This window comes from Streptomyces sp. NPDC023573, assembly GCF_055559735.1.
Genome location: NZ_JBVHKB010000006.1, coordinates 117,360 through 140,696 on the forward strand (window position 1 = coordinate 117,360; position 23,337 = coordinate 140,696).

Sequence of the window (23,337 nt, forward strand, 5' to 3'; positions counted from 1 at the left end):
GCGCATCATGAGACGAGCCTTCGTCACCGGCGGGTCGAGCGGGCTGGGAGCAGCAGCGGCGGACGGGCTCCGCGACGAGGAGGTTGAAGTGGTCACGGCCGATCTCTCAGGCCCGGCCGACGTGGTGCTCGACGTTACGGATGCCGGCGCCGTCGAGCGAGCCGCCGCCGAGGTGGGGGAGATCGACATCCTGAGACCCTCGACTTGAACGTCTGCGGCACGGTCAACACCATCCGGGCCTTCGCGCCCGGGACGACCCGGCGCGGCTGGGACGGCGTGGTCAACATCGCCAGCATGGCCGGCAAGGACGGCAACCCGAACCTGGCCGCGTACTCCGCGTCGAAGGCTGCGGTCATCGGCCTGACGAAGTCGCGGACGGTTCCTCGTCGGGTCACTCGCCATGACGGATGAGCCCGCGGGCGGAGAGGTGCTGCTGCGCTGGAACGGAGGCGAGGGGGTCGAGACGCTCGACGACGAATCCGTCATGTTCCACGTCGACTCGCTGGTCGGCGTCGTCTACCGCAGGACCTACGACGTGTGGACCGGAGCCGCAGGCCCGCGGGCCGTCCACGTGCGGGTGAGCGGCGGGCTGCCGGACGGGATCGCCATGGATGCCGACGACCATCTGTGGGTGGCCGTCTGGGGTGCCGGGCAGGTTCGCCGCCACGACCCGAGAGGTGTCGTGGTCGGGCACGTCCAGCTGCCGGTGCCGCACGTCACCAGCGTCGCGGTCACGGGCGTGGACCTCTGCGAGATGGTCGTCACTACGGCGCGAGACGAGCTGACGGCGCAGGAGTGTGAGGCACATCCGAACGCTGGCGCTCTCTTCCATCGCCGGGTCCACACGCCCGGCCATCCGTTGCCGCCCTGGCGCCCGGGAGCGGCGCGATGACACCCGAGGGCCGAGAGGTAGCAGGCCACCCGCAGACCGTCACCTCCCGTGTGTTCCGGCCGGATCGACCCACGTGTCAGTCCGACGCCATCCGCAACTCCCGTCAGTCCACGCGGTGCGAGCCGTTCTCGAACCGAGCTGAAGGATCATCATGAAGACGAACGACCGGCACGATGCCGCCACACCCGATGAGGCCGGACACGAGCCTGCGCCTGCGCATTGCCGCCGCAGTCGTGGCGGCCGTACTCGGGGCGCTGATCAGCTACCTCGCGCTGGGCAACATCGTCCCCGCAGGGTCGGATGTGTTCCGCCTCGCCCCGACGTACGTCTGGGCGAGCCTGGGTCCGCACCTCATCCTGCTCAGTGTGATCGCCGCAGGGCTGTGCGCGCCGTTGTGGCTAGCCGGGCGCCGCCTCCTGCTGCGACGGCTCGCAGCGGTCTCTCCGCGTTCGCACTCCTCGCTTCCGCCACGATCGTCGGGATCATGATCAGCTCGGCGGCGCGGGAGGGTGGATCAGTAGATCTCGTGCGAGCACTCACGATGCCGACTCCTCCACAGGCTCCCGACGACATCACCACTTACCTGTTCGTGGACGGCGTGGCCCAGGAGGCGCGCATCTACGAGGCTGAGGGAGGCGCAGAAGGAGCACCTGTCTTGATGTACCTCCACGGTGGCGGCCTCGACCACCTGTATTCGGAAAGGACACCCTCATGAGCGGACGAACCGAATCTGTGCCTGCACCCCGGTCCCACGGCCGCCGCGCGACGGACGCCATCCTTGCGCGGTTGCTCAAGCTGCCGGGGGGAGCCACCGACTACACGATCACCACGGATCTACGAATTCCTGCTCGTGACGGCGCGGTGCTACTGGCGGACCACCTAGCCCCGATCGGCGAAGCCAGGGGGACGATCTTGATCCGGGGGCCCTACGGGTTCGACGGCGTGGGATCGTTCGTGTCCGGCGGCCTGCTGGCTCGCTACGGCTACCACGTCGTGCTTGCTCGGACCCGAGGAACATTCGGGTCGGGCGGCACCTTCGAGCCGTTCGTCCGTGAGGTCGACGATGCCGCAGACACTGTCGCGTGGCTGCGCCGGCAGCCCTTCTTCCGCGGTCGGTTCGCCACCTACGGTGGCTCCTACCTCGGATTCACGCAGTGGGCGTTGCTGATGGACCCGCCGCCGGAGCTCGCGACGTCCGTCATGCAGACGGTGCCACACGACTTCAGTCGCGCTGCCTACGCCGACGGTGCCTTCAACCTCGACCTCGCGCTGGGCTGGAGCGACCATGTCACGCACCAGGAAGACCTCTCATTCCTAGGCGCGCAGCGACGGGGCGCCACGTCGGTCCGTCGCCAGCGACCAGCCAACACCACGTTGCCCGTCGCTGCTGCCGCCGACCAGCTCACCCAAGGACGCGCGACCTGGTTCCGCGAGTGGGCGATGCGCCGGGATCTGTCGGATCCCTACTGGTACCGCACCCAGCTCGGGGCAGCGCTGGAGAAGGTGGACGTCCCGATCCTGCTCCAGACCGGCTGGCAGGACCTCTTCCTGGACCAGACATTGGACCAGTACGCCCACCTGCGAGATCGCGGTGTGGATGTCGGACTGACCGTCGGGCCCTGGACGCACCAGAGCTCCGTCATGCAGGGCTATGCCACGTTGATCCCTGAGACCCTGCACTGGTTGGCCGAGCACCTGGAGGGCGTTGATGGGGGCCGTCGCCCGACGCCAGTCCGCGTTCAGGTCACCGGCACTGACGAGTGGCGCCAGCTGCCGGCCTGGCCCCCGGCAGCCACGCAGGTCGTGCTGCACCCTCGCCCTGGCGGCGTCCTCGGCGCCGATCCTGCTCCTGCAGCCGCGGCGCCGGCCACCTTCACCTACGACCCTGCCGACCCGACGCCGAGCCTTGGAGGGCGGCTGCTGCCTCCGAAGGCGAGTGGCTACAAGGACGACACCGACCTCGCGAGTCGTACGGACGTAGTGACCTTCACCGGCTCGCCTCTCCTCGCGCCGCTGGAACTGATTGGTGTCCCGTTCGTCGTCTTGGTGCACCACAGCGAAAACCCCCACGCCGACCTGTTCGTCCGAGTCAGCGAGGTGGACGCGAACGGTCGCTCCCGCAACGTCACCGACGGCTTCACCAGGCTCGATACGGCCGACAGCGGCGAGCCAGTGGAGCTGGAGCTGGATGCTGTCGCCCACCGCTTCGCTCCGGGCAGCCGCATACGGCTCTCGGTTGCCGGAGGGTCTTTTCCTCGATTCGAACGCAATCTCGGCACTGGCGAGAACCCGGGCATCGCCACGACAATGGCTACCTCAGCCCACGCTGTGCATCTCGCAGGCTCTCGGCTCGTGTTGCCCGTTTCCGTCACAGACGGTCATCCACCCCGGCACGATGCTGTCCGGAGTCCCGAACCTGTCCCTGACCATCGGCTACACCCAACTACTCCAAGGGGTCGTCTTCAGTGATCAAGTTATGAGAGATCATGTTTGTCGTGGTGCGTGGGTCATGAGCTTTCCGATGCCGAGTGGGCTGTGCTGTCGCGGTTTTTGCCGAATTCGGAGACTGCCGGGCGGCCCCGTTCGGACGACCGGGTGGTACTGAACGGGAGCGTGTGGAAGCTGCGCACCGGATCGGCCTGGCGTGATGTTCCGGAACGCTATGGCTCGTGGCAAACCTTGTATACGCGTTTCCGTAGGTGGGCACTGGACGGCACGTCTCGCGGATGCTGCGTGCCATCCAGGCGGAGAAAGACGCGGCCGATGACATCGACTGGCTGGTGTCGTCGACTCCACGCGTGCGGGCGCACCAGCATGCAGCCGGCGGCGAAAGGGAGCAGTCGACAGGGACGAAGCGGGTGATCACGCCCTCGGTCAATCCCGTGGCGGACTGAGCACGAAAGTTCACCTGGCCTGTGACGGACTCGGCCGCCCTCTCGGCTTCGTCTGATCGGGCGGAAATGCCAACGACTGCACCCGCTTCGAGCAGGTGATGGGCTCGATCACCGTGCCCAGAGTCGGGTCCGGGCGTCTGCGGACCCGGCCCGACCATAGTCGGCCAGAATGGTGCCCGCGCCCGTTTGCTCCGCTCGTCATCTGCTCCTAGTGCCGCATCAGGCAACGTTTGCCCTGGTGACGACTTCTCGCAGGCGTTCGTCGGCGGCGTGCTTGTTCCGCCAGATGATGTAGCGGCGGATCATGCTGCCTTGGGCCTTGTGGCTGGGATGGTCGGTACCGTCGAGGGCGAAGTAGCGCAGGGCGGTGAACTGGACCTCGATGTGGTTGCGCCGGGAGCTGTTGGTCGGGGTGTAGGCGATCTCCACGTTGTTCGCCGCGGCCCAGGTCCCGACCCGCTGGCACCGCCTGGTGGTCAGGTGGGGCGAGTAGTTGTCGCAGACGATCGCGATGCGCACGTCCGCCGGGTGCAGCGAGCGCAGGTAGCGGCAGAACTCCGGGAACTTCGACTGGTTCTTGGTCTTCTTGATGTGACCGTAGAGCTGATCCTTGGCGAGGTCGTAGGCGGCAGGTGCCGGACGCCGTGCGGGCGGGTGTAGGTCGCCCGGCGGCGGGGTCTCGGCTCGCGGTCGGGGTCCTTGTGCGTGACGCCGCGTTCCGCCCACTGCTTCCCGGGGTGGGGTTGGTGGTTGAGCGGGCCGAACTCGTTCATGTAGAAGACGACTTCGGGTTCGCCTTCCTCGGGTATGACCTCGCCGTCGGCGATCGCGTAGAGGTGCTCGACTCTCGCCTTCTTGGCCGCGTAGTCGGGGTCGCGGGAGGTCTTCCAGGTCTTCACGCGTTGAAAGGAGACGCTCTTCTCACGGAGCAGGGCCCGAAGGCCCTCGTGGCTGATGTCGTCGACCACCCCCTCGGCGACCAGAAAGTCGGCCAGCTTGGCCAGGCTCCAGGTCGAAAAGGGCAGCCCGTGCTCGGCCGGCTTGGACTTAGCGATCTTCTCGCCGCTCGGGCAGGGTGAAGGTCCTGGGCCGTCCACCCTTGTACGTCGGGTAGAGCGAGTCGAAGCCGACGGCGTTGAAGTTGTGGATCACGTCCCGAACCCGGTCCGCGCTGGTGAACGTCACCTCCGCGATCTTCGCCATATCCATGCGTTGAGCCGACAGCAGCACCATCTTGGTCCGTCGCCAGGTCACCACCGCCCCAGTCCCCCTGCGAACGATCCGCAGCAGTCGTCGCCCCTCGTCGTCGTCTATCTCACGAACCTGCACACGTTCAGCCACGTGATCATTCTGACCGCCCAGTTCCAGACCACGGCAGGCCGCAGACCTGGCTGCTGACGAATCAAAAGGGGAAGGCAAAATGAGATCATGGATGCTGGACTCGCCGCAGTGCTCGGCGCCACCGTAGGCTCCCTCGCCACCATCGGCGCGGCGATGGTGAACGGGCGCGCGACCGCACGCTCGCAGTTCGGCCAGTGGCGCAGGCAGCACCGCAGGGACGCCTACGCGAACTACCTTGGTGCTCTTCACGACCGAGACATCGCCATGGACGCCGTGTTGGGCGCACTCCAGCCGGAGATTCCTGAGCTGCGGGATGTGGACGAGAAGGTCCACCATTTCGTCGCACTGGCTCGGGATGTCCACCGTGCCGTTGAAGTCGTCATCCTTGAAGGTCCGCCTGCGATAGTGGAAGCAGCCGACCGTGTGGCTCACGCATCCGGCGACGTCTCCAACGTGATGCGGCGGATGGTGAAGAACGCCCATGCAGGAGACTCCTCCCAGAAGGCGGCGGACACCGCTCTCGCCGCCGAGCGAGAGCGCGCCCTTTACCAGGCCGTGAAGGGCTTCCGCACCGCAGCCGGTGATGTCCTCGGCAACACGAACTGACCACTCCGCCATTGCACCACCAGGGCGACCGCCTCATCGCGGTGTCGTTCGGCATAGTCCGGTCACCAGGTCGGTGCCGCTCACCACGGCAACCGGACGGTAGAGGCCAAGTCGGGGCAAACATCGCCTGATGCGGCACTTTCGTGTCGTTGCCTTAATAATCGAACGATGTCGTCCAGCCATCCGGTACCCGCCAGGCCTCAGGCGGCGGACACGACCCACGAGTGCGTGTGCCGCCCGGACCCCACGGCGTGCTGCTGCCCGTCGGGCAGGTGCACCTCGGCGGTGGTGCCGGGCGGCACGGTCACCGCGAGATGGCCGGTGTCCCCCTCGAGACGCCAGCCCAGCTCGATGATTCCGAACGGGGTCTGGACCGTGCCCTCGGCCCAGGTGATTTGGCCTCCGACGACGGGGGCGATCCGGATGCGGCGGTACCCGGGTGCGGCGGCGGTGACGCCGAGCAGTCCTTCACGCAGCCATCCGGCCACGGCACCGAAGGCGTAGTGATTGTGGCTGGCTTCGGCGTGCCCGTCGTCGTCGTGTCCCTCCCACGTCTCCCACACGGTGGTGGCACCGCGCTCGATCTGGTGCAGCCACGAGGGGGCGCTCGTCTGCAGCAGCAGTCGGAATGCGACATCGGCTCGACCCGCCGCGACGAGCACGGGCAGGAGCAGCGGCGTGCTGAGGAAGCCGGTCTGCAGGTGGTCGCCGGCTGCCTCGACCAGCGCGACGAGGCGAGCGGCGGCTGCGGGTCGCTGCTCGGGGGCCAGCAGGTCGAACGCCAGGGCACGGACGTAGTCGTCCTGCCGGTCGGTGCCGATACGCCCGTCGTCGCCGACGAAAGCGGCCTGCCACGCGGCAGTGACGCGAGCAGCTAGATTGCTGTACCGACGGGCGTCGCCGTGATGACCTAGCACGCTGGCCACCTGTGCCAGAACCGTGGCCGAGTGCGCGAAGTAGGCGGTGGCGACCGGTGCGCCGTGCAGCGTACCTTCGAGGAGGTTAGCGGGGAAACGCTCGCCGGGGCGCAGCCACTCACCCCAGTGGAAGCCGCTGTCGAGCACGAACCGCTCGGCGTGTCCGGCGCGGCGGTGTGAGAGCCGTCGAGCCAGTCCCCGGCGGGTGCGCGCGCGGAGCTCCATGTAGTCGACCCAGGCTCGCATGCTGTCGTACTGCCGCTCCAGCACAGTCTCGTCGCCGTAGGCCTCGTAGAGGGCCCACGGCACGAGCACCGCCGCGTCACCCCAGCCGGCCGAGTTGGCCAGAGTGCGGCCCAACGCCCGGGTGAGCCGGCTGGTCGAGTGCTGCGAAATCTCGGAGGGTATGAAGGGTGGGACACGACCGTCCTCGAACTGGTCGAGGGCCAGATTGCGCAGGTAGCGGCGCAGGAACGCCTGGACATCGACCATGCCGGTGGCTGTCGAGGCGAAGACCTGGATGTCGCCGGTCCAGCCCGAACGTTCACGAGTGGGGCAGTCCGTAGCGGTGTCGGTGAAGTTGGCGCGGGTGCTCCACGCGACGTTGGCCCACAGCCGGGTCAGCCGGTCATCGGAGCAGCTGAAGGACCCGGCCTCGGGCAGGCGTGAGGAGAGGACCACGGCTTCGATGTCCTCTCGTTGCACGTCCTCGGCGAGGCCGTCGATCTCGACGTAGCGAAAGCCGTGGATGGTGAACCAGGGCTGGTACCGAACCTCGTCGCCGGCCAGGACGACCTCGTCACGTTGCTGGTGGCCGTCCTTGCGTCCGGGATGGACGTAGACGGTGTCGAGCTCCCCGTCGAGGGTGAGCACCTCGCTGTGCGTCAACCGCACCGTGCTGCCGGCCGGTCCGGCCAACCGGACGTTCACGACACCGGCGATGTTCTGGCCGAAGTCGACCAGCTGTCGACCCTCCGGGGATCGCCACACGCGCGTGGCGGGCAGCCGCTCCACGTCCGCGACAGCGGGGACCTCCTCGGCGATGAGGACTCGCGGGTGGGCAGGCAGGACCTCAGCCGGTCGAAACCGGAGCGGTGTGGTCGGGCTGGTGAGCCAGTCGGTGTCCGCGACACGCAGGTCCACCCGCTCGCCGTGCTTGGGGTCGCTGCCGATGATGCGGCCGGTGCCGGCGACCCAGCCGCGATCGGTGGTCCAGGTCAGCGAGGTGCCATCCATGAGGTCGAGCTCGACCTGCAGGAATGCACCCAGCCGATCCCCGTACACCCGGCGTACGTCCCGGACACCGAGCCGGCCGCGGTAGCGACCGTCACCGACCGCCAGACCGACGGTGTTCGTGCCGGCACGAAAGACCTCGGTGACATCGTGGGTCTGGTACTCGACGACCTGGTCCAGCGGCGTCCACCGGGGTACTAGCGCCGGCCCGGTTAGATCGGTGCCGTTGACGAAGAGGCGGTACCAGCCCAGCGCGCTGGCGTAGGCGCGGCCGCGGGAGACCGGCGCCGGCAGGTCCAGCTGCCCACGCAGGTAGAGTACGGCGTCGTCGTCGGCCGACGAAGGCGGCGGGCCGCTGATCCACTCGGCCCGCCAACGGGCCGGGTCCAGGACGCCGGTCTCGAAGCTGGCAGGCTCACTCCACCCGCCGCTGCCCCCCACGGCGTCCCAGACCTGGACCCGCCAGCTGTAGTGGCAGCCCGACCGCAGCGGCGTCCCGGCGTAGCGGACACCGAAGGGCACCTGACGATCGAGCCGACCGCTGTCCCAAACCAGTACACCTTCGGGGTCGTGCACCTGGATGGCGTATGCGGCCTGGACGACGTCATCGGTTTCGGCGGTCAGCTGCCAGGAGAACTCAGGTGCCAGGTCGTCGAGCCCACGCGGCTCGGTGAGCGCGTTCGTGCGCAGTTGGACCGGTCGGATGTTGGAGCTCACGTGATCACCTGCAACTCAGGGAACGGTGCACCTGGGCTCGCACCGGGCAATGGATCCGAGCCCACGTACCAGCGGCTGTTGGGCCGGTCGCTGTTGTCGGCGACGGCCTCGATCTGGCGTTGTACCTCAGCGCGCGCGGCGTCAGTCACGTCCACCTCGAACTCGCGGTAGGAGTTCGCTGTGCCACCCACCTCGACGTCGTCCACCCGCACCGTGGACACCCGCGAGACAGCCTTGAACCGGAGGATTGCTCGGCATCCGTCGCCGACCGGGGGCAGGCTGCTGGTCTTGCGGTAGGTGCTCGGCGCGTCCGCCTCGCGCAGCTCGCTGTGCATCTCGTCGTGGGGCAGCTCGACATCGACGGGCTGGACGCCGTTGTGGGCGACGGACTGCCCGTCGCCGAAGGACGTCCAGCTGAACGGGGAAGGGATGCCGGTCTCGCTCATGGTTTCTTCTTCATCACTGCCGGTTCTTCCTCACTGCCGCTCGCGCTAGTCCGACGATGCTCTCGTCGACCTTGGTTTGAACTTATCAGATAGGTTTCCTAGGATCGCCGCAGCGGATGGGAAGCCCGTGGAGTTCTGAGCAACTCGACCCGTCTCTGCCACCTGGATGTCCTTCGGCGCCGCCCACTAGACCCTCGACACTCCACTCACCTCAGGAGCCCCGCAGTGCCGAACAACCTGATGCCACTGATGCCGGCGGACTACCGTCCCGGCAGCGGCCCCCCGCGCATCGGAGCCTCCCTGTGAGGGGTGAGGGGCGACCCGACCACATCCAGCGGGAGGTCACCGACGAGAGCCGGACGATGGGTCGTCGTCGGCGGTTCCTCGGTCTCCGGACGACAGCGGCGGTGCTCGCCACCGTCATCGGGGCCCTGATCAGCTACCTGACGCTTGGCAACGTAGTTCCTGCGGGCTCGAACGTCCTCACGTTGGGTCCGGTCTTCGTCTGGGCAACGGTCGGGCCGCACCTCGTCCTGCTTAGCGTGCTCGCGCTCCTGCTGTGCCTGCCTTTGTGGCAGGCCCGCCACCGACGCGTCCTGTGCCGGGTCGCCGCTGGGCTCGCCGCCCTCTCCCTGGTCTCCTCGGTGGCGATCGTCGCGACCATGCTCCATGCGGGACGACAGGCGGGGGCGTCGATAAGCCTGGTCCAGGCCCTAACCCTGTCCGCGCCGTCGGGAGCCCCGGACGACATCACCAGCTACGTCACGGTCGGCGGCGAGGCGCAGGAAGCGCGTGTCTACCTGCCCGAGGGAGGCACGGCGGGCGCGCCCGTCCTCATGTACGTCCACGGAGGTGGGTGGTACGGGGGCTCGGCCGCGGATTCCGACGCCATGGCCCGGTGGTACGCCAGCCAGGGGTGGTACGTCGTAAACGTCGACTACCGCCTTGCCGACGCCGAGCGAGCCACATGGGACACCGCGCCCGCAGACGTGGCATGCGCGCTGACCTGGACCGTCCAGCAGGCCGACGCGGCCGGGGCGGACTCCAAGCGGCTGATCGTGGCCGGTGACTCCGCGGGCGGACACCTCGCGACGCTGCTGGGGTGGTCGTCCGCGGCGCAGGCCGTGACGTCCTCCTGCCCCAACCTCGGTGCCGTGCCGGTCCCCGACGCCGTCGTGGCCAGCTATCCCGTTGACAACATCACCTACACCTACGACAACGGCACCGCACCCCTCGGTGTGGATCCGCAGGAGTTCACTCGCTTCTTCCTGGGCGGGTCCCCCACCGCGCAACCCGAACGGCTCGAGGCAGTCTCGCCCTCGAACTACCAGTCACCCTCCGTGCCGCCCACCCTCGTCCTCCAGCCCGAAGGGGACAACTTCATCCCGGCCGAGGGCAACTACCGCTTCGTCGAGCAGGCCCAGAACGAAGGGGTCGACCTGACGATGGTCCGTATCCCCTTCTCCTGGCATGGGTTCGACGCGGCCCCGGGGTCGCTGGGTGGTCAGATCAAGTACTCGGTGACCCTCAACTGGCTGAGGGGACTCGGCCTCGCGCCGTGAGACCACCAGTCGGAGCGCCACCACCGGAAGAGACCATCCAGCGAGGTGAGCTGCGACGATGAGAGGGAACTGGTTCGCTGACCTGGGGGAATGGCCTTTCAGTTGTTTCATGCTCGTGCCAGTTGATGAAGCCGAAAGTCCTAGAAAAGTCCCAGAGCGCTCCCACGGCTGACGAATTTTGGACAGCAACTACAAGTCATACGACCACATCGCAAGTGCGAGCCGGATCAAGGAGTACTTGACGGGTACCCAGGGAAGCTACGGAGAAGTCAAGGAACTACCCGACCGAGACAAGCTCACTTTCTCGAACGGTTTCTACGCAAACTGCTCGGCGATCTTCGTCGATATTCGCGGCTCTTCGCAGCTCCCTTAGGGCTTGCAGATCATTAACACGTCGTCTTGATCTTGTTGTCCTCGCTGGTCTGTGCCTGGACCCGGTCCTGAAGGGCGGCGAGGGCCGTGGGTGGGGTTGTCGCCGGTGGGATGGTGATGCCGTGTGCCTCGAGCAGTCGCCGGTTCTTCAGGAGGGTGCGGTGCATCGCGGTGCGGCTGGTGCCGAACAGCACGGCGAGGGGTTCTGCGGCCAGGGCGTCCCGCAGGTGGAGCACGGTGGCCAGGACCTGGTCGGCGAAGGCCAGCCGAGGCGGCCGACCGCGCCGGGTATCCCCGTCCGGGGCCAGGGTCTCGGTGAGGTCGTTCAGTTGCTGGCGGGTCATCCCGGTCAGTGCTGAATCGGAGAGCAGGGCCTGGTCCCACTCCGGGTCCGGCGTCTTCGGGGCCCGGGCCGCCGGGATTCCCGGTGATGGTTGGGGGTGCAGTGCGTAGTTCCAGGCGCCCTGGAACGCGTGCCGGGTCAGCGGTAGGGCGGCCATTGCCGCGTCTTTGATGCGGACTCCGGTCGGGTAGGTGTTGGTGTCGAGTTCGGCTCTCACGCGCAGTCCGGTGCGGGTGGTGGTCGCGGCGATCGACTGCACGATGACTTCGTGACTGGTCAGCGGGCGGCCGTTCCAGTTCATGGTGATGTGCGAGAAGAGCCGGTGCTCGATCTTGTTCCACTTCGATGTGCCTGGTGGTAGGTGACACACGGTGATCGTCAGCCCGGTTTCAGCTGCGAGTTGGGCCAGCTCGAGCTTCCAGGACCGGGTGCGGTAGCCGTTGGATCCGCCGGCGTCGGCGGTGATCAGCAGCCGTGTCGCCCGCGGGTAGGCAGCCTGGCCCTGGCCGTGCCACCAGCGGCGGATCGATTCCACTGCGAACGCGGCGGTGTCGTGATCGGTGCCGACGTTGACCCAGCCGGTGTTCGCGGTCAGATCGTAGATCCCGTAGGGGACGGCTTTGCCCAGCTGCGGGTCGGCGAAGTCGTGGACGCTGACCGGGACAGGCTCGCCGGTAGGACGCCACTGGCGGCCGCTGTTCTTGAAGACGCCGACGAGCTCCTTCTTCTTGGTGTCCACGCTGATGACCGGCTGGCCGGCGTCCCGGTAGTTGCGGGCCTGCTCGTTGAGGTAGCGGAACTGGGCGTCCCGGTCCGGATGCTGACTGCCCTCGAGCTTCTTCGCGTTGGCCTGAAGACTGAAGCCTTCCTGCCGCAGCAGGTCGCCCACGGTATCGGCGCTGATCCGGTGCCCGGCCCGGGCCAGCTCCGCAGCGAGCGTACGGGTCGATTTCACCGTCCACCGCAGCGGCGACATCGGGTCGCCTCTCTCCTCGGGCTCGACCAGCGCCAGTAGTGCCGGCCGCAGCCCCGGATCCAGATCGGCGACCCGTTTGCGTCCTCCGCCGGGACGCCGGACCCGCCCCAACGGCTCCTCTCCGGATTCCAGCTCGAACACGCCGTTGCGGACCGTCGTCTCGCTGACCTGGGCCGCCCGGGCGACAGCGCGGATGCCACCATGCCCCAGCAGCCGGGCCTCGGTTCCTATCAGCAGCCGTCGCTGCCGCTCGTCCAGATGTGGGAACAACACCGCGAACTTTGCGAAGAGTTGGTCACGGGTCTCGTCCGGGATGCGCATACCAGACCAACGAGCCCCAGGTCGGAAAGCAACACCTTGATGATCTGCAATCCCTAAGGGCTGTCCCGTAAGTGATCTTGCTCTGCGATGATCTTGACCGTGTCAGGTGTGATCACGGCGTCCGAGCCGTCCTGGATAGCCCCGTTTACCGGGCTGAGCCCGCGCGCCTTCCGCAAGTTGGTGACCGCGCTGCGCCGTGGGGGCGCCGGCTCCCCGGGCCAGGGCCGGCCGTGGGGACTGCCACTGGAGGACCGGGCCCTGTTGGTCGTCGCCTACTGGCGCACGAACCTGACGACGCGCCAACTCGCCCCGCTGTTTGGCATCTCGAAGTCGGCGGCCAACCGCATCATCGACCAGCTCGGCCCGCTCATCGCATTCCAGCCGCGGCGCCGGTTCGCCAAGGACGCCGCCGGCACCTGAGGTTCGCACGCCACTGGCCCTGGAGCGACGTGATCACCGAAGCCCTGGCACGGCTCGCAGCCCTCCCGAACCCCGGCTGACCAGCCTGTTCCCGTTCCTGCGAGCAGCACCCCCCTGACCGGAGCCGTGGAACCCGGCGCCCGTCGGACGCGACAGTCGGGTCATCAGCCTGGCCGCCAGCACGCCGAACAAGCGAAACGGCCCGCCGAAGAAACCGACGGACCGTCACAAAGGAGCGAGGTTAGTCGTCATACAGGTCGCTGCGAACCATTAGCTCCGCGTTAGGCAATTGACTCATGCGCTCCTTGAATTCCTCTGAAACACTCTGCGTCGTTGCAAACACGATCCTTGCTGGATTCCTGAGAGGCTTGCGAACGAGTGCTTCGAACTTCTCTACATCCTTGAGCTTCAAGGTCTCTGTCTTGCACTCACCAAAGATGATCTGGCCATCGAGGATACAGGCGACGTCCATCTCACGGCTCTGCCCCGGTTTAGAAAAGTTGAGTAGATCAATCTCAGGGGCATAATGGAACGCCGAACTCGACTGCGACTTGAGCTTGTAGAGCACCTGCGCCGTGAGGTGTGAGTTCTTCTCGAAAAACTGGTAGACCGTCTCCGCGAGTTTGTAGCACCACTGCGGCTCCACCATCCCGTTCTTCCAATGTTTTTGGGTAAACTGCTGCCGGAATGAACACCGGTTACAGGTGAACATCGACGAGAGCGCGCCAAGGCCGTACCAAGAAGACAGACTGCACCGCTCACACTTCAAAATATAGCCGCGTTGGAGTACGTCCTTTGTTAGCAGTTCGTCTACAAGATTAGCGGCAGCCTCTCGACTGCCGACGCTCGCCGCAAAGGCGTCGAGGTCCAGATACGCCCTCTGATCCGTACGTACATAGAAGACGCCATCATCCGCGTTCTTCCCTGTTTGCATGAACTTATCCAACACGGATCTGGTCGCCTTGGCTTTGACGAAGGCCCCAAGCTCATCGAGGCCGCCAAATCGGCTCACCGTGTCATTGAAGAATTTTCCCTTGTCGGAATACTGGGTTGTGATATCACTGGCCGCGAAGTAGGAATCGAACAGGGTCATTACATCCGGCATCTCGATCTTTGGTCGAACCAGGATTGCATCCAGCTCGTTTCCAAAAATCATGGCATTGGGGCAGAGGTAAACGACACCATCATTTGCGACTCGGGATTCAGTCGTTGAGCTGCCCCGGAAAAGCTTCAGAATCTCGGGACCAAGAGTCGGAAGGGACGGCGGCTGGTAGCCCTCGATCTGAAGTGATGTCAGCCAGTAGTGCTCACCTAGCCTGATCTCGTTGAAGTTCTTAGGCCTGGGCGTATCGAAGGGACTCACACTCTTGCCCTCGATGAACCCCATGCTTTTGTAATTGGCGTAATTGGCCTGTTCGAACACTCGTAGCGTGCAAGAGGTCGAGATCGATTCAACATCGATGCAGTCTGTGGCAGCATTGAAGCGCGACCCTTCACCCACGCTCCGGGCCATCTGGCTCTTATGAGCTGCGAGCTGTCTCTTATTCAAGCTCATGCTACAAAGCTGGATACGCTTAGGGTCGTGACCGTACTTGACGAGACCAAAGGCAACACTCACAAGTCTGCGCGCAGCTTCCTGGTTCACGGTAAAGCTCGGAAGATTCGTCTCGCCCATCTCACGCAACTTGCGTCTCTGGTTAAGTACCGAGACATACCTCCTCAGCCAAGTAAGTGGAATCCAGATAACGCCTTCGTGCATCCGTGATAGAGAGTAATAAAGGCAAAAATCATCCACCGTGTCGCCAAGAATCATGATGACTGGCTCTTTGTGCGTTCTGTGGCGGTCGACTCTGTAATATTGGCCAAGATGCAGCATGCTGACATTGAAGGGGAGGTTCTCAGCGTAAGACAGTGGCTTGTTCATTAGCTGTTTTTCGCCGAGCATCTGAGCGAGCAGTGCCAGAGAATCCGAATCGTCCGCGAGCGGGCGACATGGAAAGTTGGCCTCAAGGATATCCGTTTGATATTGATCACTGGCCGAACCAGTTTGCGAGTGGATCAGGAGGGATAGAGTTGGATCATCCTCGGCTTTGGGCACAAATACCCGGCCGATGTTCTTAGCGGCATACGCGGCGATCCTTGCGACCTTCGTATACGGATAGCCAAATCCTGAGCCGTGACGCAGGTATTGATCAATCGCGCGTACATCGTGATGGAAAGGGCTGAGACGGTAAATGAGCTCTTCTTGGAGGTCATTTGTGACTTCGAAATCGTCCAGCCGCGACATGGAAGAACTCTCAGAAAAGAACCTTTCGAAGTCTTCGATTGGGTGTCCGTCCTTCTTCCATGACTCCTGGTAACGCTCCTGAGTCCTGCGATATGCCTCCGGATCGGCACTTTTAAGGTCAGAGAAGCTGAGATTGTAGACAGCTAGATGATCAGGGCTATACGCTTCGAGAACTTCCCAGTACTTGTCTCCAATAGAGAGGCCGTCGGTTGGAATGATCAAAAAATAGCGCCCGCCCCAAACCTCCGAAGCGCACGTAATAGCGCCGTCAGCTGCGGCTTGCCAGTACGGACTGTTCCTATTGATAAAGATGGCGCAACGGGGTGGGCGCACTGTGGCGGTGATATTCTGATGGGTGAGCTCTCCGCCCATTTCGGGTCTCCGTTCTAGAGATAAAGATTATCGTTGAATGTGGGCCACGTCTGAGGTGCTTACCTCCCGTCCGGATGGGCCACGGTATTTTCGCTGGTCAGGACGGCTATAGGTACAGGGGTACTGGTCCACCCCTGGCCTAGGGGGTACACCTATGCCGGGTACTTCTTCATGAAAGCCTGCACACCATCAAGGAGGCGCCGCACCTGGGCATGGTCATAAGCGCCGTAGTCGCCATGCGCAGCGCTGTTGCGCAGGCCCATCCAAGCGGTGACCTCTTTCTCCTGAAGCCCGTCGTACACGTCGGCCTTCTTGAGGTCGGCGTTCATGGTGGTGGCTTTCTTTGGCCTGCCGGCCACTGCGGTAGTTACGCCGTTCTTGACGCACAGCGCACGGATATGAACTTCGAGGGACGTCCCCGTGATGACGGCCGCCGGGTCCTTGTAGCCCTTGCCGAGAAGCGCATCCGCCATTTCCAAGTAGTCGCTGTAAGTGTCTGCGTGCACCAACTCGACGACGGTCTCTGTCCAGCCCGCTTGAATGTCGTCTCTCAAGGTGAGGGTAACTTCCAAGTTGTGTATCAATCTGCGTTCGGAGGAAAGCTCGCTACCTCTCTTGAGCTGTTCACGGTAAACAGACCGATTCACTGACAAACGTGTAACCGAGGCTTCGAGCCGATTCGCCAAAATTCCCGCTTCTATACTACTTATGCTAGACTCCCTTTCTTTTCCTATGAACTTTTCGGTTTTACTGAGCAGGTCATTGAGCTGTTTTAGCATGTCTGCAACCACCACTGCCGCCTCCAATGTTGAACTGAGTCAGATGAACTATGCCGGGTACTTGAGCATGAAGCCACGCACACCCTCGATGAACAGTCGCACCTGCTGTTCGTCGTAACCGGCATAGTTGCCGTGCGCCGCCTTGTTCCGGAGATCCATCCAGGCTGTGATTTGTTTCTGCTGCAAGCCGTCATAGGCTCCGGCCTTCTTGAGGTCGGCGTTCATAGCGTCAGCCTTCTTGGGGCCACCGGTCGAAAGCTCTGTGTCTACGCTGTGCTTGGCACATAGTGCTCGGACGTGAACTTCGAGCGTTGTCCCCGTAATGACGGCCGCTGGGTCTTTGTAGTGAGCGGCCAACAGGTCGTCAGCCATCTTCAGGTAGTCGCCGTAGGTGTCTGCGTGAACCAGTTCCATCACTGATTCGCTCCACCCGGCCTTGAGGTCATCGCGCAACCCGACAGCGATGCTGTAGACGTCGTGGATTTTGTACTTGGTGCGCTTCTCGCGGTGCAGGTCGAGCTGTCTGATATAGGTGCTGCCCGGCAAAGAAATCCGCTCGATGGCAGATTCAAGTCTGCTCACCAGGAGGCGACCCGTGTTTGATGCTTCTACGTTCTCAGGGCGGGGCGGTTTCAGCATGTCCTTGTACTGCGCAATAAGTTCGTCAAGCTGAGCCACCATCTTGTCGACGTTCAACGTCGTGCCTCCGTTGCGAGTTGGTGAGAGCAGAACAGGCGATCGTACAACCTGACGACCACCGCAGGCAGATGGTTGTAGAGACTTACGCCTCCAACCCTTCCATCTGGGAGCGTCAGGCTTCGGCGGTACGCGTCGCGGCGTCGCGCTGGTGCTCATCGCGGCCGACCACTGGCGGGTTTCGTGCTCGATCATCCTTCAAGCAGCGGGTCGTCATGGTGACGCCGACCAAGCCGCTCCGCGACGGCTTCGACGTCGTGGAGGACATCTTCGAGGTATTCGATGCTTCGCTGGAGGTACGCCAGTTCCGCTAGCAGGCGTAGCCGACCATCATGACTATGCCAAGACTGTGGCGTCGTACCTCATGCTGGACGAGATCGCGGTAGTGAGCGTGGCGTGCCGGACATACGCATCTGCCCATCAACAGGGTGACTTCAATGCGATTGTTGACTTCGTCCGCAAGGAGGTTGGCGATCGACGGTAGCCAGCCACGACCTTCAAGAGGCTCATGGGGCGCATGTGCCTGACCCGATGAACTGGCGGGTGCCGGCGTACGCGTCGTAGACGGCGACTGCCCAGCGAGTGTATTCCCAGCTCTTGTTGCTGTGGAACTCGAGCGTGAGCTTGCGGCAGACAGCCTCCTCGACGGCTCCTGTGAGGTTGGACTGGGAGGCGCGGCTGGTGAAGCGGTTATTGGGGTCGTCGGTCCAGATGTAGGCGGCTTTTTCGACGGGGTCGAAGCCGAGGCTGATGCCGTCGTTGAGCGCGATGGGGTCGTCGTTCGTCTCGGTGGTGTTGGTGTTCCAGGTTGCGACGATGGCCTTGACCGTGGCGTCGGCGACGCGGGTCTCCGCCTTGTCGCTGCTGGGTATCTCGGCCGTGGCCATGCCGGACTCGTCTCCATGCCACTGGCCGGCTGTTTCTGAGATGCAGCCGTCAGTGGCCTCGCCATAGCCGAGGGCTGCCGCATCGACATCGCCGTCGGACGTCTTCCAGTAGATGGCGAAGCGGCCGTAAGGCCAGGTGGCCGGGGCGTTCTTAAGGCGGTGAGCGAGGGCGGAGCAGGCCGCCATCTCACCGGCTCTGCGGAACACCTCTTGGTAGTTATCGGGCAGCTGCGGCACCGGCCCGCCGGTCACCATTACGGTCTGTGCCCTCTGGTTGAAGGTGATTGTGGGCTTCATGAAGTCCATGTCCTTGGTAGCCAGCATGGACGTCATTCGGTCCCGAATTGCTTTCTCGGCGTCACGGTCTTCGGGGCTGCCGGCGATGGTGCTCGCACTCCACTCGTCGGCAAGCGGTTGCGTTTCGTCGCCGGATCGCGTGTAGGCGGGGTTGGCCACCCCGGCGAGTGGGTCCTTGGGGATTCTGGTGGTCCGCGGATCGACCACAGGCGCGGGCGGGGTTACCGCAGGCGTGCCGGCAGCTGTGGTTCCAGGAGCGCTGATCGGGGCGGATATCTCGGTGGAGGGTGTCGAAGGGGCGGCGTGGACGGACGTGGGGCTCACGTCCGCCCGGTCGTCAGTGTTGTAGACGACGATTCCACCCGAGGCGGCTGTGATGGCGATTGCGGTGACAGTGGCGGCGACAAGCGCGCGCCTGCGCTTCGAGGGCGCGGGAAGGCTCCAGGCAGGATCTTTGAGGCTGGGGAGATTCCACGCAGTGGTGAGGCAGTCAATGATCTGCGGCGGCTCAGGTTCGGCTGCTGTGCCGAGGACCTGGGTCCCCTGACGGGTCAGGAGCAGCGCGCATCGCTGCGCTGCCTCTTCGGCGCTGATTCGCTCGGCAGGGTTCTTCGCTAGCGCCTTCGCCAGGGGCTCACGCAGCTCGTCAGGGAGGCCGTCGAGATCGGGTTCCTCGGACATGACGCGGTAGGCGACCACGTCGGGAGCTCCGGTCCCGAAGGGCAGGCGCCCCGTGGCGGCATAGGCGACGAGAGTGCCCCAGGCGAACATATCCCCCTCGGGGCCAGCGGTACCTGTGCGGTAGTGCTCGGGGCTGATCCAACCGGGAGTACCTGTTATGACGCCGGTCCGGGTTACGGAGGTGCCGTCGGCGGCATGCGCGATGCCGAAGTCCAGGACCCGGGGGCCGGCCGGGGTGAGGATGACGTTCTGCGGCTTTACGTCGCGGTGGACGACGCCGGAGGCGTGAATCGCGGCGAGGGCCTGGGCGGTGCCGGTGGCGAAGGCGTACAGGGTGGCGCCGGTGAGTGCTCCATGCGAGGCGAGATGCCGGTCGAGGGTGAGCCCGGGCGCGTATGCGGTGGCCAGCCACGGGGTCTCGGCATCAGGGTCTGCTGCGAGCAGAGGAATGAGGCACGGCCCGTGCACACGCGACGAGAGCTGGACTTCTCGGCGAAAGCGGGCCCGGAACTCAGGGTCCTCGGCTTGCGCGGGGTGGATCACCTTCACAGCGACTCGGAGCCCCGCTGAATCGAGACCGGCGTGGACGGTGCCCATGCCGCCCGAGCCGAGACGGCCGATGATCCGGTAGGGGCCGACCAGCTTCGGGTCACCGGAGCGGGCAGGCTGTACCCGCCCGTCTACGCGAGCGATGCTCACAGGGTGTTCGTTCCTCTTCTGCCATGGAGAGCCATGAGGCTGACACACACCCATGAATGGAGTCCCCAGCCCAGAAACGAGATGGTATCGGCAGACTGCCCCCATGGGCGGGGCAGTTCGCTGCATCGTTGTCTCTCTCGCAAGCATCACCGAAGGGCATGAGGCTGGGTCCGGACTTGAGTTGGGGACCATTTGGGGACCACACGGCATGCTCGATGGTGCACGACGGGCCATCACGTGCACGAAGCTCACCCGTATTAAGTCTGCTATATCCAGAAAACACCCCCGGCCCCTACTCCTGGGGGTCAAGGGGTCGCAGGTTCAAATCCTGTCGTCCCGACTGGAGACAGTCGCAGGTGAGGGCCGGTTTCGGAGAAATCCGAAACCGGCCCTCCGCCGTTCCCGGAGAGCAACTGGGAATGGTGCCCGCTCCGCCACGACCGGTCGGACACCGGCACCGATCCGGACCTGCCCGGAACGCCTGGCCGTCGACGGCGGTTCGGCGCCGCGCCACGTACTACCGCCAGGAAGCCCCGCAGGAGGGTGCCGGAGTCAGTCCGCGGTCTTCGTGAAGTCCAGGTCGGCATGGCGGACGGCGTGGGAGGCGGTGGAGACCGTGGCGCCGAGCATGCTGATGCAGCCGAAGAGGAGGAAGGTGGGGCCGGCGCCCCACCCTTCCACCAGGAGGCCGAAGAGCGGGAACATCACGGGAGTGATGCCGACCGCGCTGAGCGCCTGGACGGAGGCGACCCGGCCCTGGAAGGCGAGGGCGGTGTTGGCCTGCATCAGGGCGAGGGCCAGACCGCCGCAGAGGCCGGAGACCAGGCCGGAGACGAGCGCCACCGCGACCGCGAGGGCGAGGTTCGGCATGACGCCGATGAGGCCGATGCCGGCGGAGGCGACGAGCAGGGCGATGTTGTGCCAGCGGCCGGCCCGGGGGAAGCGGCCGCGCACGACGAGCAGGAGCGAGGTCGTGCAGACGCCGGCGCTGAGGGCGGCGTTCACCCAGGCACCGCCGGAGGGGCCCCAGCCGCGTTCCTCGGCGAGCATGATCACCCCGATCGCCATCGGCGGGATGCAGCCGATCATGGAGAGCAGTCCGGAGAGGACAAGCGGGCCGACGACGGGCTCGTGGCGCAGGTAGACGAGGCCGTCGACCAGGTCGCGGCGGGCGGTGGAGTCCGCGGCGGGCTGTTCCTCCGGCGGCAGCGGATTGAGCCGCACCGCGACAAGGAGGAACAGCGAGAGGGTGAAGAGGACGCCGGTCACGGCGAAAGCGGCGGCGGGGCCCCCGAGCCCCATCGAGAACCCGGCGAGTGGCGGACCGGCGATGTGGCCGGACCGCTGCACCAGATTGCGCAGGCTCTGTACCCGCATCAGCTGGTCGCGGCGGGTGAGCCGGGGCGGCATGGCTCCGACTGCCGGCATGAACAGGGCGTCCACGACGCCGAAGACGAGGGCGAGCGCGACAAGCAGCCAGAGGCCGGGGTCGCTGAACGCGAGCACTGCGGCGGCCACGAGGATCACCACGGCGCGGACCGCGTCGGAGGAGATGACCACCCGGCGCGGGCCGAGGCGGTCGGCGATCACTCCGCCGCCGAGCATGAGGATCGCCCGGGGTATCGCACCGACCGCCATCACCAGGCCGACCTGGGCCGGTCCGGCCACCTTCTGCGCGGCCCAGCCGAGAGCCACGAAGTAGGCCGCGTCGCCGACCACGGAGAAGGTGTAGGCGATCAGCCAGCGCAGGACGTTGCCGTCCCGGTGCACCGGGGTGGAGGGGACGACGGCCACGGTGGGGGCGGGCGGGGCCGTGTCGTGGACGGGTTCATCTGCTCGTGAGGTCACAGACGCGCATGATCTCCCACAACGTCTGCCCCGTACAACGGAATTGCCGACCGGGCGTTGTGCCCGTCCGGTGGCGGACCGGGGCCACCACCGTCAGCCGCTCCCCGGAACCCCGGTCCGGACCCGGAGCCGGAGGGCACGCCCATCGAGTGGTCCGCGCACCGTCACCGCGCGGACATCGCGACCGTGACGGTCACCGGCAGCCGCAACTCCCGTACGGCCGGAGCCCGGTCCGGACACCGGATCCGTCACCGATCCGGTCTCCACACCGTCACCGAATCTGCACAGCGAGCGGCTCCGTGCCGCCCTTGTGAACAGGGTGGCTGCCACTAGGTTTATGTGCGTTCTCTCGCCCCTAGTCGTCATGTGTGTGACGTGGAGTCCCTGTGATACCCAGTTCTGACGCCGCGCCCGTATCCTCCACCGGAGGCCGTCACCGAAAGGCCCAGCCCGTGAACAGAGCCGTCCGCCGGACGCTCGTCGCCGCGGTTCTCACCCCGGTCGCCGGCGCGGTCATGGCCGGTCAGTCCGCCTTCGCCGCCGACCAGCCGGCGGCGAGCAAGGAAAGCGTCAGCAGACTCGACTCCACCGACCAGAAGCTCGTCGACAACCTCGACGCCCGGTCCCAGGACAAGAACATCGGCGCCACCTTCAGCGGAGTGGTGCTGGACGCCGAGTCCGACGAGGTGATCTGGGGTCACGACGCGAAGACCGCGCTGATGCCGGCGTCCAACACCAAGCTCGCCACCGCGACCGGCGCCCTGACCCTGCTCGGCCCCGACCACACGTTCACGACCAAGGTGGTCTACGGCGACGGCACACTGACTCTGATCGGCGGGGGCGACCGCACTCTGACGACCGCCGATCTCACCGAGCTCGCCAAGAGCGCGGCCGCAGGTCTGAAGAACGCCGGCCTCGGCTCGGTGAAGGTCCGCGTCGACGACAGCCTCTTCGCGGCGCCGACGCTCGCCGAGGGCTGGAACAGCAGCTACTACGACGACCAGATCGCTCCCGTGCGCTCCCTGGTGGTGGACGGGAAGCTCGTCCAGGACACCGCCATCGACGCGGGGAAGGTCTTCGCCGCGCGGCTCGCCGAGCAGGGCATCGGGGTGACGGGGGACGTGACGCGCGGCCAGGCGGCTTCGACGGACTTCCCCGTGGCCGAACACCGGTCCGCGGAGCTGTCCGTGATCGTCAAGCAGATGCTCAAGACCAGTGACAACGATATCGCCGAGACGCTGCTGCGGGCGACCGCGCTCGCCTCCGGCCGAGCGGCCACCTACGAGGGCGGCACCGCGGCCGTGCGTGACGTCCTCACCGGCTGGTACGGGATCTCGGTGTCCAACTTCGAGATCCACGACGGCAGCGGGCTGTCCCGCTCCAACCGCATCACGGCCCAGACCGTCGCCGAGATCCTCGATCTCACCACCGACCCCCGGCACACCAAGCTGAAGTCCATCTCCGAAGGCCTGCCGGTCGCCGGTGAGACGGGCAGCACCCTCGGGCCCGAGTGGGGCCGGTTCGACACCGCCAACTCCGAGTGTGCCGTGGGCCAGGTCAAGGGCAAGACCGGCACCCTGACAGGGGCCACCGCTCTGAGCGGGCTCACCCAGGGCAAGGACGGCCGCTGGAAGATCTTCTCCTTCATCGAGAACAACTCCACCGCGGACGGCGCCGCCATCAAGGACTCCCTGGACGGACTCGCCGCCACCGTGAACGGCTGCTGGGCCTGATCCGATGACCCGGTGACA

General features: G+C 65.5%; 16 protein-coding genes and 4 pseudogenes. 11 read left to right on the plus strand and 9 right to left on the minus strand.

Features of this window, described 5'->3' with window-relative positions:
* The first annotated feature begins 7 nt into the window (after positions 1 to 7).
* The 7 genes and pseudogenes from ACZ32T_RS20590 to ACZ32T_RS20620 form a co-directional block, all read left to right on the plus strand.
* The gene (locus tag ACZ32T_RS20590) at positions 8 to 208 is read left to right on the plus strand and encodes a hypothetical protein (RefSeq protein WP_467266991.1); all 201 of its coding nucleotides are present in this window, start codon (positions 8 to 10) and stop codon (positions 206 to 208) included.
* Positions 205 to 411, plus strand: coding sequence for an SDR family NAD(P)-dependent oxidoreductase (locus ACZ32T_RS20595; RefSeq protein WP_467368169.1), 207 nt, complete (start codon positions 205 to 207; stop codon positions 409 to 411). The genes ACZ32T_RS20590 and ACZ32T_RS20595 overlap by 4 nt, the downstream gene beginning before the upstream one ends.
* On the plus strand, positions 401 to 892 hold the full coding sequence (locus ACZ32T_RS20600) for an SMP-30/gluconolactonase/LRE family protein (RefSeq protein WP_467368171.1): 492 nt from the start codon (positions 401 to 403) through the stop codon (positions 890 to 892). Before ACZ32T_RS20595 ends, ACZ32T_RS20600 begins: the two co-directional genes overlap by 11 nt.
* Before the next feature lie 188 nt (positions 893 to 1,080).
* The gene (locus tag ACZ32T_RS20605) at positions 1,081 to 1,380 is read left to right on the plus strand and encodes a hypothetical protein (RefSeq protein WP_467266997.1); all 300 of its coding nucleotides are present in this window, start codon (positions 1,081 to 1,083) and stop codon (positions 1,378 to 1,380) included.
* Between the two features lie 223 nt (positions 1,381 to 1,603).
* Positions 1,604 to 3,361 (plus strand): CocE/NonD family hydrolase, encoded by a 1,758-nt coding sequence (locus tag ACZ32T_RS20610; protein WP_467266999.1) that lies wholly within the window; start codon positions 1,604 to 1,606, stop codon positions 3,359 to 3,361.
* Positions 3,362 to 3,394: 33 nt separating this feature from the next.
* Positions 3,395 to 3,598, plus strand: a pseudogene (locus tag ACZ32T_RS20615) (transposase); the annotation flags it as partial.
* Positions 3,599 to 3,687: 89 nt separating this feature from the next.
* Positions 3,688 to 3,839 (plus strand): annotated as a pseudogene (locus tag ACZ32T_RS20620) (IS5/IS1182 family transposase); the annotation flags it as partial.
* 166 nt (positions 3,840 to 4,005) lie between these two features.
* Here the strand turns inward: ACZ32T_RS20620 and ACZ32T_RS20625 are convergent.
* Positions 4,006 to 5,127 (minus strand): annotated as a pseudogene (locus tag ACZ32T_RS20625) (IS630 family transposase).
* Between the two features lie 87 nt (positions 5,128 to 5,214).
* Here ACZ32T_RS20625 and ACZ32T_RS20630 point away from each other — a divergent pair.
* Positions 5,215 to 5,733 (plus strand): proline dehydrogenase, encoded by a 519-nt coding sequence (locus tag ACZ32T_RS20630; protein WP_467368173.1) that lies wholly within the window; start codon positions 5,215 to 5,217, stop codon positions 5,731 to 5,733.
* 200 nt (positions 5,734 to 5,933) lie between these two features.
* Here ACZ32T_RS20630 and ACZ32T_RS20635 read toward each other — a convergent pair whose 3' ends face one another.
* Positions 5,934 to 8,600: a family 78 glycoside hydrolase catalytic domain gene (locus ACZ32T_RS20635; protein WP_467368175.1), complete on the minus strand. Its 2,667-nt coding sequence runs from the start codon at positions 8,598 to 8,600 to the stop codon at positions 5,934 to 5,936.
* Positions 8,597 to 9,046, minus strand: a complete 450-nt coding sequence (locus ACZ32T_RS20640; protein WP_467368177.1) for a glycosyl hydrolase 2 galactose-binding domain-containing protein — start codon at positions 9,044 to 9,046, stop codon at positions 8,597 to 8,599. Before ACZ32T_RS20640 ends, ACZ32T_RS20635 begins: the two co-directional genes overlap by 4 nt.
* A gap of 302 nt (positions 9,047 to 9,348) precedes the next feature.
* On the opposite strand from ACZ32T_RS20640, the gene ACZ32T_RS20645 reads away from it, so the two are divergent.
* Entirely contained in the window at positions 9,349 to 10,608 is a 1,260-nt protein-coding gene (locus ACZ32T_RS20645; RefSeq protein ID WP_467368179.1) for an alpha/beta hydrolase, read from the plus strand.
* A 386-nt stretch (positions 10,609 to 10,994) separates the two neighbouring features.
* Here the strand turns inward: ACZ32T_RS20645 and ACZ32T_RS20650 are convergent, their stop codons facing one another.
* Complete coding sequence (locus ACZ32T_RS20650) at positions 10,995 to 12,620, minus strand: ISAzo13 family transposase (protein WP_328723344.1); 1,626 nt, start codon at positions 12,618 to 12,620, stop codon at positions 10,995 to 10,997.
* A 99-nt stretch (positions 12,621 to 12,719) separates the two neighbouring features.
* Between ACZ32T_RS20650 and ACZ32T_RS20655 the strand changes: the two are divergent.
* A pseudogene (locus ACZ32T_RS20655) lies at positions 12,720 to 13,025 on the plus strand (helix-turn-helix domain-containing protein); the annotation flags it as partial.
* 256 nt (positions 13,026 to 13,281) lie between these two features.
* Here the strand turns inward: ACZ32T_RS20655 and ACZ32T_RS20660 are convergent.
* The 5 genes from ACZ32T_RS20660 to ACZ32T_RS20680 all read right to left on the minus strand — a co-directional run bounded on the left by ACZ32T_RS20660 (position 13,282) and on the right by ACZ32T_RS20680 (position 21,586).
* A complete protein-coding gene (locus ACZ32T_RS20660; protein ID WP_467368183.1) occupies positions 13,282 to 15,699 on the minus strand; it encodes a hypothetical protein in 2,418 nt (805 codons plus the stop codon).
* 152 nt (positions 15,700 to 15,851) lie between these two features.
* The gene (locus ACZ32T_RS20665) at positions 15,852 to 16,493 is read right to left on the minus strand and encodes a hypothetical protein (protein WP_467368185.1); all 642 of its coding nucleotides are present in this window, start codon (positions 16,491 to 16,493) and stop codon (positions 15,852 to 15,854) included.
* 33 nt (positions 16,494 to 16,526) lie between these two features.
* A complete protein-coding gene (locus ACZ32T_RS20670; RefSeq protein ID WP_467368187.1) occupies positions 16,527 to 17,174 on the minus strand; it encodes a hypothetical protein in 648 nt (215 codons plus the stop codon).
* A 506-nt stretch (positions 17,175 to 17,680) separates the two neighbouring features.
* Positions 17,681 to 19,738 (minus strand): serine/threonine protein kinase, encoded by a 2,058-nt coding sequence (locus ACZ32T_RS20675; protein ID WP_467368189.1) that lies wholly within the window; start codon positions 19,736 to 19,738, stop codon positions 17,681 to 17,683.
* Between the two features lie 552 nt (positions 19,739 to 20,290).
* Entirely contained in the window at positions 20,291 to 21,586 is a 1,296-nt protein-coding gene (locus ACZ32T_RS20680) for an MFS transporter (protein ID WP_467368191.1), read from the minus strand.
* A 452-nt stretch (positions 21,587 to 22,038) separates the two neighbouring features.
* Here ACZ32T_RS20680 and dacB point away from each other — a divergent pair, with 452 nt between their 5' ends.
* Positions 22,039 to 23,319 (plus strand): D-alanyl-D-alanine carboxypeptidase/D-alanyl-D-alanine endopeptidase, encoded by a 1,281-nt coding sequence (gene dacB, locus ACZ32T_RS20685; protein ID WP_467368193.1) that lies wholly within the window; start codon positions 22,039 to 22,041, stop codon positions 23,317 to 23,319.
* Positions 23,320 to 23,337: the final 18 nt, after the last annotated feature.

Bases quoted from the DNA above. Each gene is read 5' to 3' on its own strand.
- ACZ32T_RS20590 (WP_467266991.1), top strand. From the start codon at position 8: ATGAGACGAGCCTTCGTCACCGGCGGGTCGAGCGGGCTGGGAGCAGCA.
- ACZ32T_RS20650 (WP_328723344.1), bottom strand. From the start codon at position 12,620: ATGCGCATCCCGGACGAGACCCGTGACCAACTCTTCGCAAAGTTCGCG.
- ACZ32T_RS20610 (WP_467266999.1), top strand. From the start codon at position 1,604: ATGAGCGGACGAACCGAATCTGTGCCTGCACCCCGGTCCCACGGCCGC.
- ACZ32T_RS20640 (WP_467368177.1), bottom strand. From the start codon at position 9,046: ATGAGCGAGACCGGCATCCCTTCCCCGTTCAGCTGGACGTCCTTCGGC.
- ACZ32T_RS20630 (WP_467368173.1), top strand. From the start codon at position 5,215: ATGGATGCTGGACTCGCCGCAGTGCTCGGCGCCACCGTAGGCTCCCTC.
- ACZ32T_RS20660 (WP_467368183.1), bottom strand. From the start codon at position 15,699: ATGGGCGGAGAGCTCACCCATCAGAATATCACCGCCACAGTGCGCCCA.
- ACZ32T_RS20605 (WP_467266997.1), top strand. From the start codon at position 1,081: ATGAGGCCGGACACGAGCCTGCGCCTGCGCATTGCCGCCGCAGTCGTG.
- ACZ32T_RS20600 (WP_467368171.1), top strand. From the start codon at position 401: ATGACGGATGAGCCCGCGGGCGGAGAGGTGCTGCTGCGCTGGAACGGA.